Source organism: Massilia sp. PAMC28688 (assembly GCF_019443445.1).
GTDB lineage: Bacteria > Pseudomonadota > Gammaproteobacteria > Burkholderiales > Burkholderiaceae_D > Telluria_A.
Map to the genome: position 1 here is coordinate 1,894,178 of NZ_CP080378.1, position 13,539 is coordinate 1,907,716.

General features: G+C 59.9%; 12 protein-coding genes. 5 read left to right on the plus strand and 7 right to left on the minus strand.

Annotation, left to right across the window (positions count from 1 at the left end; translation table 11 throughout):
• Nucleotides 1–34: 34 nt before the first annotated feature.
• From KY495_RS08530 to KY495_RS08550, 5 genes are all read right to left on the minus strand, one after another.
• Nucleotides 35–1,240, minus strand: coding sequence for an ABC transporter substrate-binding protein (locus KY495_RS08530; protein ID WP_219883228.1), 1,206 nt, complete (start codon nt 1,238–1,240; stop codon nt 35–37).
• A gap of 51 nt (nt 1,241–1,291) precedes the next feature.
• Nucleotides 1,292–2,002 (minus strand): ABC transporter ATP-binding protein, encoded by a 711-nt coding sequence (locus KY495_RS08535; protein ID WP_219883229.1) that lies wholly within the window; start codon nt 2,000–2,002, stop codon nt 1,292–1,294.
• Nucleotides 2,002–2,769, minus strand: coding sequence for an ABC transporter ATP-binding protein (locus KY495_RS08540; protein ID WP_219883230.1), 768 nt, complete (start codon nt 2,767–2,769; stop codon nt 2,002–2,004). The genes KY495_RS08535 and KY495_RS08540 overlap by 1 nt, the downstream gene beginning before the upstream one ends.
• Nucleotides 2,770–3,275: 506 nt before the next feature.
• A complete protein-coding gene (locus KY495_RS08545; RefSeq protein ID WP_219883231.1) occupies nt 3,276–4,931 on the minus strand; it encodes a GMC family oxidoreductase in 1,656 nt (551 codons plus the stop codon).
• Between the two features lie 10 nt (nt 4,932–4,941).
• A complete protein-coding gene (locus KY495_RS08550; RefSeq protein ID WP_219883232.1) occupies nt 4,942–5,979 on the minus strand; it encodes a nitronate monooxygenase family protein in 1,038 nt (345 codons plus the stop codon).
• 711 nt (nt 5,980–6,690) lie between these two features.
• Between KY495_RS08550 and KY495_RS08555 the strand changes: the two genes are divergently transcribed.
• From KY495_RS08555 to KY495_RS08575, 5 genes are read left to right on the plus strand one after another with little or no spacing between them, the layout of a single operon-like run.
• The gene (locus KY495_RS08555; RefSeq protein ID WP_219883233.1) at nt 6,691–7,413 is read left to right on the plus strand and encodes a YIP1 family protein; all 723 of its coding nucleotides are present in this window, start codon (nt 6,691–6,693) and stop codon (nt 7,411–7,413) included.
• Nucleotides 7,410–8,657, plus strand: coding sequence for an efflux RND transporter periplasmic adaptor subunit (locus tag KY495_RS08560; RefSeq protein ID WP_219883234.1), 1,248 nt, complete (start codon nt 7,410–7,412; stop codon nt 8,655–8,657). Before KY495_RS08555 ends, KY495_RS08560 begins: the two co-directional genes overlap by 4 nt.
• Nucleotides 8,654–9,388, plus strand: coding sequence for an ABC transporter ATP-binding protein (locus KY495_RS08565; RefSeq protein ID WP_229518544.1), 735 nt, complete (start codon nt 8,654–8,656; stop codon nt 9,386–9,388). The genes KY495_RS08560 and KY495_RS08565 overlap by 4 nt, the downstream gene beginning before the upstream one ends.
• Nucleotides 9,381–10,610, plus strand: a complete 1,230-nt coding sequence (locus tag KY495_RS08570) for an ABC transporter permease (RefSeq protein WP_219883235.1) — start codon at nt 9,381–9,383, stop codon at nt 10,608–10,610. Before KY495_RS08565 ends, KY495_RS08570 begins: the two co-directional genes overlap by 8 nt.
• Before the next feature lie 22 nt (nt 10,611–10,632).
• Nucleotides 10,633–11,388, plus strand: coding sequence for a 5'-methylthioadenosine/adenosylhomocysteine nucleosidase (locus KY495_RS08575; RefSeq protein ID WP_219883236.1), 756 nt, complete (start codon nt 10,633–10,635; stop codon nt 11,386–11,388).
• A gap of 6 nt (nt 11,389–11,394) precedes the next feature.
• On the opposite strand, the gene KY495_RS08580 is transcribed toward KY495_RS08575, so the two are convergent.
• Both KY495_RS08580 and KY495_RS08585 read right to left on the minus strand, forming a co-directional pair.
• The gene (locus KY495_RS08580; RefSeq protein WP_219883237.1) at nt 11,395–11,784 is read right to left on the minus strand and encodes a hypothetical protein; all 390 of its coding nucleotides are present in this window, start codon (nt 11,782–11,784) and stop codon (nt 11,395–11,397) included.
• 118 nt (nt 11,785–11,902) lie between these two features.
• The gene (locus KY495_RS08585; RefSeq protein ID WP_219883238.1) at nt 11,903–13,537 is read right to left on the minus strand and encodes an ATP-binding domain-containing protein; all 1,635 of its coding nucleotides are present in this window, start codon (nt 13,535–13,537) and stop codon (nt 11,903–11,905) included.
• Nucleotides 13,538–13,539: the final 2 nt, after the last annotated feature.

Consider the following 13,539-nt stretch of genomic DNA (forward strand, 5'->3'; position numbering starts at 1 on the left):
GGCAGGGTACAGCGCCCTGCCGTGCCGCATCAGCTTACTTCCAGATCGCGCACTGCGACTCGGCCTTGGTGGTGTACGCCTGGGCACCGGGAATGGTTTGCACCACCTTGTAGTAATCCCATGGATACTTCGATTCCGACGGCTTTTTCACTTCCATCAGGTACATGTCATGCACCATGCGCCCGTCGGGCCGGATCTCGCCATTCTTGGCGAACATGTCGTTGACCCTGGTCTTTTTCAGGTGGGCCATGACCTTGTCGCCATCGTCCGTCTTGAGCGTCTTGACGGCGGCCAGGTAGTTGGCCGCGGCGGAATAGTCGGCCGCCTGCAGCATCGATGGCTGCTTCTTCATCTTGGCAAAGTAGCGCTTGGACCAAGCCCGCGTTTCCGGGTTCAGGTCCCAGTACCAGCCATCGGTCAGGTACATGCCCTGGGTGGCGTTCAGGCCCAGGGTGTGGACATCGTTGATAAAGACCAGCAAACCGGCCAGCTTCATCGACTTGGCAATGCCGAATTCGCGCGCCGCCTTGACCGCGTTGATGGTGTCGCCGCCGGCATTGGCCAGGCCCAGGATCTGCGCCTTGGACGCCTGCGCCTGCAGCAGGAAGGATGAGAAGTCCGACGCCGACAGCGGATGACGCACGCTGCCCACCACCTTGCCGCCGGCGGCCTTGATGACGTCACTGGTATCTTTTTCCAGCGAGTGGCCAAAGGCATAGTCGGCCGTGAGGAAGAACCAGTTCTTGCCGCCCTGCCTGGCAATGGCGCCGCCGGTGCCGCGCGCCAGCGCCACCGTGTCGTAGGCGTAATGCACGGTGTAGGGCGTGCATTCCTCATTGGTCAGGCGGGCCGAGCCGGCACCGATGGCAATGAAGGGCTTTTTCTTTTCAGCCGCCACCTTGGCCATGGCCAGGCTGGCGCCGGAATTGGTGCCGCCGATGAGCATGTCCACGCCCTGCTGGTCAAACCATTCGCGCGCCTTGCTGGCGGCAATGTCGGCCTTGTTCTGGTGGTCGGCGGAGACAAATTCCACTTTCATGCCGTTGATGGTGCCGCCGGCGTCAGCAATGGCCATCTTGATCGCTTCCGCGCCGCCAGGGCCATCCACGTCGGCATACACACCGGACATGTCGGTCAGGAAGCCGATCTTGATCGTATTGCCCGATACCTGGGCGCTGGCCGGCAAGGCAAATCCGATGGCGCAGGCGGTCGCTGCAAGGGCAAGTGCGGGTCGTTTCATGCTGTGTCTCCGTGAGTAATCGTTTTCGGGATTGGTACTGCATGCAAATGTTCAGACGCCCAGCAGCTCGGTCAGTACCGGCATCCTGGCGTCAAGTTCGGACGAAGCGACGGTTGCCACAATCTGGCCGTGCTCCATCACGTAAAACCGGTCCGCCAGGGGCGCGGCGAAGCGGAAATTCTGTTCCACCATCACGATGGTGTAGCCCTTGGACCTGAGCGTGCGGATCATGCGGGCCAGTCCCTGCACGATGACCGGCGCCAGGCCTTCCGATATTTCGTCAAGCAGCAGCAGGCGCGCCCCGGTGCGCAAAATGCGCGCCACTGCCAGCATCTGCTGCTCGCCGCCGGACAGGCGCGTACCCTGGCTATGGCGGCGCTCGAGCAGATTGGGAAACATGTCGTAGATTTCCTCGACCGACATGCCCTGCCCGCTCCCTGCCAGCTGCGGCGGCAGCATCAGGTTTTCTTCGGTCGACAGAGAGGCGAAAATGCCGCGCTCTTCCGGGCAGTAGCCAATGCCCAGGTGCGCAATGCGGTGGGTGGGCAGGCCAATGGCTTCCACCCCGTTGATCCTGATGGACCCCTTGCGGCTGCCCGTCAGGCCCATGATGGCGCGCAGCGTCGTGGTGCGGCCCGCGCCATTGCGCCCCAGCAGCGTGACCACTTCGCCCGCGTTGACGGTGAGGTTGACGTCATGCAGCACATGCGATTCGCCATACCAGGCTTGCAGGTTCTTGATTTCCAGCGCTGGTACGGCCATCAATGGGCTCCTTCGAGTGCATCGGCACTACCCATGTAGGCTTGCATGACCTGCTCATTGCGTGACACTTCGGCGTAAGTGCCTTCGGCCAGCACGGCGCCGCGCTGCAGGACGGAAATGCGGTCGCACAGGCCGGCCACCACGTTCATATTGTGTTCCACCATGAGGATGGTGCGCCCGGCCGACACCTTGCGGATCAGCTCCATGACGCGGTGCACGTCTTCGTGTCCCATGCCCTGGGTGGGTTCGTCCAGCAGCATCAGTTCCGGGTTCATGGCCAGCGTGGTGGCAATCTCCAGCGCCCGCTTGCGGCCATACGGCATGTCGACGGTGATGGTGTCGGCAAAGGACGCCAGATCCACTTCGGCCAACAGCGCCATGGCGCGGTCATTGAGCTGGCCGAGCGACTTTTCGCTTCGCCAGAAATGGAAGGTGGTGCCAAGTTCGCGCTGCAGGCCGATGCGCACGTTCTGCAGGACGGTGAGGTGGGGGAACACGGCCGATATCTGGAATGAACGAATGATGCCCATGCGCGCGATCTGTGCCGGTTTGGCGGCCGTAATGTCCTTGCCATTGAACAGGATCTGGCCCGAGGTGGGCACCAGGAATTTGGTGAGCAGGTTGAAGCAGGTCGTCTTGCCGGCGCCGTTGGGACCGATCAGTGCGTGGATCTGGCCCCGCTGCACCTGCAGATTGACGTCGCTGACTGCCGTGAAACCCTTGAATTCCTTCGTCAGGTGCCGCGTTTCCAGAATGACTTCTGCCATCGGGTCTCCGTTTCTCTAAAGCCGCTGCGTGCACGTTCAACTTTGAAAACTTGTTTTGACAATATTACACAGGAAAATTGAGCACACAATACGTAGAATTACCGTTACGTATACGTTAAGTCAATGTAGTCTGGGTGATCCGATCGAACGGCTAAAGATTGACATATTAGTAATTTCCTGTTACATTACCTTGGAGTCTGCTTAGGATATGGATAGTGAGGGAGGTTTCGATTGCCTCCAACTTACTGGTCCCGGCCTTGTCTCTGATTGTGTTGATTGCGCTTGGCACGTGCAAAATCTGGTACTTCACCAACATGAACAATGCGTCTTCGGCCGCAGGAAAGGGGAAAGGTAATAACATGAAAAAAATATCTCGTATGCAGTATGTTGCAGCTTCACTTCTCGATACGGCTCATGGCCTGGGTATCAGCCTCCTGGCTGGCGAACTATCCTAAGCAGACTCACACGAACGTCATTTTTCCCGCACAGTTCCTGTCTCCCACTCGTTAAGCCCGCAGCGTTTCAACGCTCAGTGCATGCGCGCTCGATGCCATAATCAACTGCGCAGCTCTTTCCGCAATCATTAACGTCGGCGAATTGGTGTTCCCCGATGTGATGAATGGCATCACGGAGGCGTCGACCACGCGCAGCCCCTGCACACCCTTGACGCGCAACTCACTGTCCACCACGGCCAGCGGGTCGTCCGGCTTGCCCATCCTGCAGGTGCCTACGGGGTGGAAAATCGTGGTGCCGATCAGCCCCGCCGCCTCTGCCAGCTGCTGCTCGCTCTGATAAGCCGGGCCGGGCCTGAATTCCTCGGGGGCATAGCGGGCCAGGGCCGGCGCCGCCACGATTTGCCGGGTGAGTCTCAAGGCGGCTGCGGCGGTAGTGCGGTCTTGCTCCGTGCTCAGGTAATTGGGCGTGATCCTGGGTGCTGCGTACGAGTCGCTGCTAGCGATGCGCACATGCCCGCGCGAAGTCGGCCGCAGGTTGCATACGCTGGCGGTAAAGGCCGGAAACGCGTGCAATGGGTCGCCAAACTTTTCCAGCGACAGCGGCTGCACGTGGTATTGCAGGTCAGGCGTCACCTGGGCCGGCGTCGATCTTGCGAAGGCGCCCAGCTGCGAGGGCGCCATGGACATGGGGCCACTCTGGAACATCGCATATTCCAGGCCAATCTTCATCTTGCCAAACCAGCTGGCCGCCGTGGTATTGAGCGTGCGCGCATTGCTGACCTTGAAAATCATCCGCAGCTGCAAATGGTCCTGCAGGTTGTCGCCCACCCCTGGCGAATCGACGTGGACCGCCACCCCGCTACCGGCCAGCAAGGCCGCCGGGCCAATGCCGGACAACTGCAGGATCTGCGGCGAACCAATCGCCCCGGCAGTGAGCAGCGTTTCGCGCTCGGCATGCGCTACCCACGCCGTTCCGCCACCGGTAAATGCCACTCCCCGGCAGCGCTTGCCAGCCCCGGTATCGTCAATGAGCAGCTTTTCCACATGGCAGCCGGTCATGATGGTCAGATTGGGCCGCCTGGCAGCAGGGCGCAGAAAGGCCTTGGCCGTATTCCAGCGAATGCCGCGCTTCTGGTTCACATCGAAATAGCCGCAGCCGGCATTGTCGCCACCGTTGAAATCATCCGTCCTGGGAATGCCGGTCTGTTCAGCGGCATCGCGAAAAGCATCGAGAATCTGCCACGACAATCGCTGCTTCTCGACGCGCCATTCGCCACCGCTGCCATGGACCGGGCCACTGCCGCCGTAGTAATCTTCACTTTTCATGAACGCCGGCAGCACATGGTCCCAGCCCCAGCGCGGGTCGCCCGTGACCTCGGCCCAGCGTGCGTAATCCTGGGACTGGCCACGCATGTAGATCATGCCGTTGATGGAAGAACTGCCGCCCAGCACCTTGCCGCGCGGGTAGATCAGGGCGCGTCCAGCCAGGCCGGGATCGGCTTGCGTCTGGTACAGCCAGTCGGTGCGCGGGTTGCCGATGCAGCGCAGGTAGCCGACCGGGATGTGAATCCACATGTAGTCGTCGCGCCCGCCCGCTTCAATCAGCAAGACTTCAAGGGCGGGATCGCGGGAGAGCCGGTTGGCCAATACACAGCCGGCGGTGCCGGCCCCGATGATGATGTAGTCATACTGGCCCGCAGATTCCAATCATTGCTCCTTATTCGGTGCGCATCTCAGCCACCAGGGTCTGCATCAGTTTTGCAACCGGCAGCGGCCGCGCCCGGCGGATTTCGGCGCCTGCCCACAGGGACATCAGCCCCGCATCGCCCTGCTCGGCAGCCGCGCGCCGGATCGGCGCGGTCAATGCATTTTGAACAGGATACGCGGGAACTTGCTTTTCCACACCATCCATCAAGTGCATGAAGCGGTTTTCCAGACCACGCGCGTAGCGGCCGGAAAATGAACGCGTCAGGCGGGTAGGCGTATCGTCGGCGCGGATCAGAGCGTCGCGGTACACGGGATGAATGCCCGACTCGTCACATAGGAGGAAGGCGCTTCCCATCTGCACGGCCCGCGCGCCCAGTTCCAGCGCCTCGCGAATGTCCACCCCGGTCATGATGCCCCCTGCAGCGATGGTGGGAATATCCACGGCCCGCGCCACCTGTGGCCACAGCACCCTGGCCGACAGGGTGGCGTCTTCCTGGGAACCGATAAAGGTTCCGCGATGTCCACCCGATTCAATGCCGGACGCGACAACGGCATCCGCGCCGGCAGTTTCCCAAGCCTTGGCTTCGTCTACCGTGGTGCAGGTACCGATGACGAATATGCCGGCATCGTGCAAGCGCTCCACCTGAACCGGCGTGAGAATCCCAAAGGTAAAACTGGCAGCTGCCGGCCGCAGGCTGAGGAGCGCATCGAACTGGGCATGGAAGTCTATGCACCATGACTCCGGCACGGGCAAGCCGTCCCAGCCCAGGCTTTCCCACACCGGCCTTAGCAGCGCAATGGCTGCCGCGACCTCTGCCGGACTGGGCGCGGGGGTCTCCTGGATAAACAGGTTCAACATGAAAGGCTGGTCCGTCATCGCCCTGACCTCGGCCGTCTGGTCGCGCATGAGAGACGGCGACAGCAGTGAACAGGCCAGTGAACCCAGCCCGCCAGCGTTGGACACGCCTGCTACAAGTGACGGCGTGGTGGCGCCGCCTGCCATGGGTCCTTGAATGATCGGGAACTTCAAGTGCTTGAACAGATCCATCACACACTCCCTTGTGGATAAGTGCTTGGATATCCACAGGTGCCGAATGTGGATAAAGCGGGTTTTATTCACAGGTACTTTTTTGTCCAGATTTGACCCCAGCCGGATACAGAGTTGGCAGCACGCTTATACCGCGTGCAAGTGCTTGTTTACGCTGGGTTAACCGGACTTGTCCACAGAAAAGTGCCCCTGTTAACAACTACTATTAAAGATATATATTACCTTTTTAAGTAAACAAACAACCCCGGCCAAACCACAATGCGCAGGCAGCAACCTAAATATTTCTGAGAAACAAGATCGCAAAACCATGTGCAGCAAGACGAAAAAGCCTGGTGTTGTTTTTTGTTCTGTTGATAAGTCATTGGATATCCACAGGAACGGATGTGTAAAACAAGGGCACTTGCTGACACTGCAAATCTTGTCCAACAACCGTCCCAAACTGATACAGCACTTGTGCAGCGAATTCAAAAGCATCCAAGTGATTGATCTTGTGGAAAAAACCTGACTTATCCACAGTTCTCTTCCCGTTTACTATCACTACTATTTTTGTATACATACCTTTATATAAAACAGTAAACAGCAAGCAAACCGCGACATGCCGGTATCGGTAAATCTTTGATATGCATGCCTTTTTTCCGAGAAATGTTGCCAATCCTTATGCTATTCTTGTTGCCGTTGTAACCGTCCTTTCGGTTGCCCTGGAGAGAAAATATGGAAATCGCAAGCAATAACGCAGCTGTCGCCGTGTCGCCGCTGAGCGCCCTGATCAGCATGTTTTACGAACCAAGCGCGACCTTTCAGCGGCTGGAACCGCGTCCTCGCGCCTGGGTTCCCCTGCTACTGCTGATCATTTCTTCCGTCGCCGTGATGTCCTGGTACTTTGCCGTGGTGGATTTTCCCTGGCTGATGGACCAGTTCGCAGGGGCCCTGAAGACCGTGGAAGAGCGCGAAGCGTTTGCCAAGACCATGACCAAATCGGTCCTGCACTTTTCTACCGTTGCCTCCGTCGTGGTGATGTTCCCCTTGATGTTTGCCATTTCCGGCGTCTATCTCATGATTGTTTCCAAATCCATGAGCCAGGGCATGTCGTTTGGCAAGGCATTCGCATTGTCGACCTGGGCGTCGGTGCCAGGCTTGCTGATGTTGCCGCTCGGTGCCATGCAGATCATGCTCAATCCGTCGGGCCAGCTTGAAATGTCGGCCCTGAACCCGCTGTCGCTGAATCAACTGGTGTTCCACTACGACATGGCCCATCCGATGGCAGGCCTCATGGATGCGCTCAGCGTGACCACCTTCTGGAGCATGTTCCTGATGATGATCGGCTTTGAAGTGTGGGCCAAAGTGAAGCGCTCCACTGCCGTGCTGGTGGTAGGCCTGCCCTACCTCGTCATCTTCGGCGGCTGGGCGGCCTTTGTCATGGCGACCAATTCATGAAAAAACAGTATGTCGCAGGCATTGCGCTTGCCGCGCTCATCTGCGTTCCGGTCGTCATGAAGCTGACCCGCAGTGAACCTGCCAAGGCTGTTGAAATCGACAAGATCGCTTACCGCGATATCAAGTCCTCAGTGCTTGCCTCTGGCCACTTGCTGTACCAGGAGCAAGTGTTGCTGTCGCCGGAAGTCATCGGCAAGGTCAGCGCCGTGCATGTCAAGGAAGGCCAGCAAGTTGCCAAGGGTGACTTGCTGCTGCACCTGGATGACCAGAGCTACCGGGCCGAGGTGGCCCAGCAGGAAGCTGCCGTCAAGCAGCAACGTATTGCCATCGAGCAGCAGCAGCTCAACCTCGCCAACCAGGAAAACCAGCTCAAACGCAAGACCGAGCTGCATCGCGTAAAGATGATTTCGGAAGCGGCCATCGACGATGCCCGTTTTGCCGTCGAGGCTGCCAAGATCGAACTGCGCAACAGCCGCTCGCGGCTTGAACAGGTCCAGGCCATCCTCAACCAGTCGCGCGAGCGCCTGGCCAAGACCACCATCCGCTCACCGATCAGCGGCACCATCACCGCGCTCGATATCAAGGTAGGTGAAACGGCGGTGGCCAGCCAGGTATCGATCGCCGGCTCCAGCCTCATGACAATTGCCAACACCTCGACCATGATGACCGAGGTAAATGTCGACGAAGCCGATATCGGCAAGATTGTCGTGGGCCAGGACGTGGCCATCCACACGGCCGCTTATCCCGATACGCCGCTCAAGGGTGAGGTGCTCATCATTCCCCTGTCTGCCAAGCAAAACCCCGGTTCGCCCCAGGGCGGCACCTCACTGGCACGTACGTACAACGTCAAGGTCAAGCTGTCCGATACCCGCCAGCTCACACTGCGCCCGGGTATGACTTGCCGCGCCGAGATCTTTACTGCCAGCTCGGGCAAATCGCTGTCCCTCCCATTGCAGGCGGTGCTGTCCAATAACGATGAGAACACGGAACTGGCAACCAAGAAAAAGAGCACCGGCGAAAAAATCGAAGTCAAGACCGAGTACTACGTGTTCGTCAACAACGGTGGCAAGGCGGAAAAGCGCGTCGTCACCATTGGCGTGTCGGATGACAGCCAGCAGGAAATTCTCAGCGGCGTCAAGGCGGGCGAAGCCGTGATCACCGGCCCTTACAAGATTTTGCGCCATCTCAAGCCTGGCGATCCTGTGACCAATGCCACGCCCGCGCCAGCCACTGTCAAGACATGAGCGGCACCGACGCGCTGATCCGTCTGGAAGGCATTGCCAAGCATTACCAGATGGGCGGGGAAACGATTGCCGCCCTCAATGGCATCGATTTGCAGATTGCCCGTAACGAATACGTGGCCTTCATCGGCTCCTCCGGTTCCGGCAAATCGACCATGATGAATATTCTTGGCTGCCTGGACACGCCCACGACGGGCCGCTATTTCCTGAATGGCCGCGACGTGGCCGGCATGAGTGAAACCGAGCTTGCCACCACCCGCAATGAAGAGATCGGCTTCATCTTTCAGAGTTTCAATCTGCTCACGCGTGCCACCGCCCTGCAAAACGTGATGCAGCCGCTGATCTACCGGGGCGTGCGTCCGGCCGAGCGGGCCCGCCGTGCCAAGGAAGCCATGGCCAGGGTGGGCTTGCAGAACCGCATGGACCACTTGCCAAATCAATTGTCCGGCGGACAGCGACAGCGCGTGGCCATTGCGCGCGCCCTGTGCAGCGAGCCATCCATCCTGCTGGCGGACGAACCGACGGGTAACCTTGACTCCACCACGGCCGCCGATATCATGGCCCTGTTCGACACCTTGTACGCCGAAGGCCAGACCCTGATCGTGGTCACGCACGAACCCGACATTGCGGCCCATTGCCGGCGCGCGGTCAGGCTGGCCGATGGCAAGGTCCTCAGCGACATCATCAATCCTGAACGGGGCCAGTTCCGTTCGCGGGAGCCAGCGCATGTTTAGCATCATCGAAAGCTTCCGCTCCGCCCTGCAAAGTATTCGCGCACACAGTTTCCGCAGCTTTCTGACCTCGCTTGGCATCATCATCGGCGTCGCTTCCGTGATTGCCGTGGTATCGATCATCCAGGGCTTGTCGGCCTCGATCAGCAACGAATTCAAGGGCCTGGGCGCCAACAGCCTGACCGTGCGCGCCACCACGCCGTTTGAAGAGGAAATGCAGGGCAAGCGCAATGTGCTGACCCTGAACGACTACGACCTGATCGTCACCCACCTTGACGATATCAGCAACGTCTCGCCTGCCTTTGGTCCGTTTGGCGACTTCGGCACCACCGTGCGCCATGCGGGCAAGTCCACTTTTACCCAGGTGACGGCTGTGACGGCCGCCTATCAGGAAGCGAGCCAGTCTTTTCCCCAGTACGGACGCTTCATCCGCAACAGTGACGACCAGTCGCGCCGCAAGGTGTGCGTGATTGGCCCCAAGCTGCGCGACAAGCTGCAGCTGCCGGAAAACCCGGTGGGCAAGTTCATTGAAATTGGCGGCGAGTGGTTCAAGGTCATCGGCATGAATGAAGCGCAGGGTGAAACCTTTGGCTTCAGCAAGGATGACTACGTGCTCATTCCCTTCATGGTCGGCAGCGCCATTGCCGGCAACCGCAACAAGCTCGACATTTTTATCAGTTTCACCGTCAATGATATCGACCAGCTTGAAGCGGTGCAGGGACGCCTGACCGGCCTGCTGCGTACGGCCCACAAATTAAAGCCTGGCCAGAAAAGTGATTTCAAGGTCCAGACTGCAGCGCAGCTGGGCGAGACTTTTGAAAAGATCATCGCCATGATGACGCTGGTCCTCGGCGGCATCGTGAGCATTTCCCTCTTGGTGGGCGGGATCGGCATCATGAACATCATGCTGGTGTCGGTGACCGAGCGCACCCGCGAAATCGGTATCTGCAAGGCGCTGGGGGCGCAGCGCCACCACATCTTGCTGCAATTCCTGATCGAAGCGACCATGCTGTCCCTGCTGGGCGGCCTCGTCGGCCTGGGCCTGGGGTATCTGCTCGGCATGGGGGCAGCCAAGATGATCCCCAATTTCCCCGACGCGTTCGTGCCGTGGTGGGCGATCATGATGGCGCTGGGGTTTTCCAGCGCGGTGGGCATTCTCTTTGGGATCATGCCGGCGGCCAAGGCTGCCAACCTGAATCCCATTGATGCCTTACGCTACGAGTAATTGATCACAAGTGCAGGGAACTATGCGGCTCGGTATCATCAGCGCCCTCGATGAGGAACAGCATGGGCTGGTGGAGGCCATGCAAGACCCCGCCACGCTCATCCATGGCATGCGGACATACACCAGCGGCCGGCTTGCCGGCGTCGACGCTGTGTGCGTCCTGTCGCGTATCGGGAAGGTGGCCGCGGCCACCACGGCAAGTGTGCTGATTGAAAAATTCGGTGTCACGCACCTGTTGTTTACGGGCGTGGCCGGCGCAGGCGATGCCGGGGTGCGGGTGGGCGACATCGTGATTGCCGATTCGCTGGTCCAGTACGACATGGATTGCAGCCCCCTGTTTCCCGCCTTTGAAGTTCCCCTCACGGGGCTGTCGCACTTTGCATCGGACCAGCGCCTGGCCAATCTGACGGCCAGCGCGGCCCATGGGTTCCTGGACACCGACTTCGAAGTCGCCATCAGTGCCGATGAACGGCGCGAGTTCGGCCTGTCCATGCCGCGGATTCACCGCGGCCTGATCGGCAGTGGCGACCGATTCCTGTCGAGCGCGAGCGAGGTCAATGCCATCAACGCTTCCCTGCCCGGCCTGCTGGCGGTGGAAATGGAAGGCGCGGCCGTGGCGCAGGTGTGCTTCGAGCTGGGCGTGCCATTTGCAGTGATCCGCACCATTTCCGATAACGCCAATGAAGCAGCGGCGACCGACTTCATGCGCTTTGTAAAGGCGATTGCCTCACGCTACGCCTTTCACATCGTCATGCGTGTTTGCCGGGGACTTGGCTGACAGCCCTTACTGGCACACGGCGGCGCCAGGCGCAATTTCCGAGCGATAGGTAACTTTGCCGGCGCAGATGCCGTAACCGGCTTGCACGACTTCGTTCGGGAAAGTGGCAATGCCGGCGATGTGCAGCACCTTGAAGCTGCCATCCTTTTGCTGCGACAAGAGCCGCAGTTCCGAGCGGCCCTGGCCGTGTTCCTCCGCCGGCGCATGGACTTCCAGGGTCAGGTCATCGCGGATCACGTGGCGCACCGAGCCCTTGGGTGGCAGATGGACCTTGAAGCTGCGCGCGCTTTCGCCTGCCGGCTGCAGCGTAATGTCGAATTGGGTGGACCTTGCCGCCTGCGCATGCCCCGCCCAAAGGCAGGCGAGCATGGCGGCGATGGCATTGAACTTGTTCATGTGCTTCGTGTAGAGGGTGAGCCATTGTCATTGACGTAATGACCATCGGCAAGAGTTGCTACTTTACACGAAGTCCAAACAAGGGCTTATTCTTGTGATAACGAATGTGGGGCCGGCGCTACATCCGGTCCAGCAACTGCTGCTCTGCCCGTTCACTGAGCACCAGTACCAGCTTGAGCCGCGCGCGCGTCATTCCCACAAACAGCTTGCGCAGGACCAGTTCATTGATCTGCTCAAAATCAATTTCCGTGAAAATCACGGCCGGGGCCGACTGGCCCTTGAAGCGGTACACCGACTCGGCCAGCAGCCCGCCCTCGCGGTAGATGGGGGTGCCGAACAAGTCGTAGTCGCCGGTAAAGGACCTGAGCGTGTGCGCTTCGCTCAGCTTGTCCAGGTGGAGGATAGCTGACTTTTCGCGACCGCGGAAGGAGGCGATGGCGATATCGTGGCGCGCAAAGCCCGCACCCAGGCACATGGTGATGGCCTTGCGGGTCTGCGCCAGCATGGCTTCGGTGTCGCCCTCCGGGTACAGCAGTTCTTCAATATCGGCGCCCTTGAACGGGCTGCCTGCTTCCACCGGCGGCGAGACCGCGCCAATCGAGGCGAGCATGTCGACGATCTGGCGTGGGCTGCGAAAGTTGGTATCAGAATGGAGCTTGACCCAGCCGGGCAAGGGCACTTCCGGGCGTCCGTACAAGTTCTGATTGGGGTCTTCCAGCCAGATGGCACGCCCTTCTTCCTTGAGCATGCGCAGCAGGATATCGCGCCAGGCAGGCGAAAAATCCTGTCCCTCGTCCACGATGAGCACATCGTATTTCCACGCAGGCGGCAGCGCTGCTGTGCTCATCATGGTTTCGATGTCGGTCCAGACGGTTGGGGAAGCGTAATCGGGCGTATGGCCCTGGTCGCGCAGGAAGGCGTCGCTGAGCATGTGGAAGGTGGCGACCCGGCCGCCTGCCGGTACCAGGGTGCTGATGTGGTCGGCCAGCGGGCGGTTGTAGCACACGTACAGGGGGGACTGGTGCGCGTCGATGGCGGCGGCATATTCGGCCAGCGCGAGCTGGGTCTTGCCGCTGCCGGCAGTGCCGATCACGCGCAGGCGAAAGGGAGAAAACTCGAGCCGCCGCGCCCATGTGGCAAGGCCCCCCGACAGTCGCGTGACCATTTGGGCAGCGTTGCCGATCATGGAGCTGGGATCGGGCCGGATGCTGAGCATATTGCCCAGGAAGCGCGTCACCTTGTCGAACTGTTCGTCGGGCTTGGGATCGTGGATCGGCAGGATTTCGCGGATCATGTGCGCCAGCCGTTCCTTGCTGCCCGCATCAATGATGTGGCGCGGGTCGAGCCCTGCCAGGTGCGGATCGCGCACGATGTAATCCGGGCAGTACAGCAGGTAGTCAATCGACAGCTCGCCGCCAAAGCGTTCCTTCAGTCCCCGGATCGAGCGCATGATGTGATTGGCGACGCGGCGCGGCTTGCCCTCGAAGTTCTTCACCAGTCCTTCTGGCGTCTCGCTCAGAAAGCCCGCTTTCTGCTCAATGAGCAGCACGCGGCCATTGGGCGCGACGATGATGAAATCAATCTCGCCATAGGCGGAAAACCCATTTTCCACATTGGTCCAGTGGACCCCGTGATAGATGCGATAGGGATCGTGGGCAAGGCGCTGGTCCAGGTAGCCGAGCGTCTCGATTTCGCGCGCGGCGCTGCCGGTGACGGCCATTTCCTGCCAGCCGGTTGGATGAATGTGGGCCATGG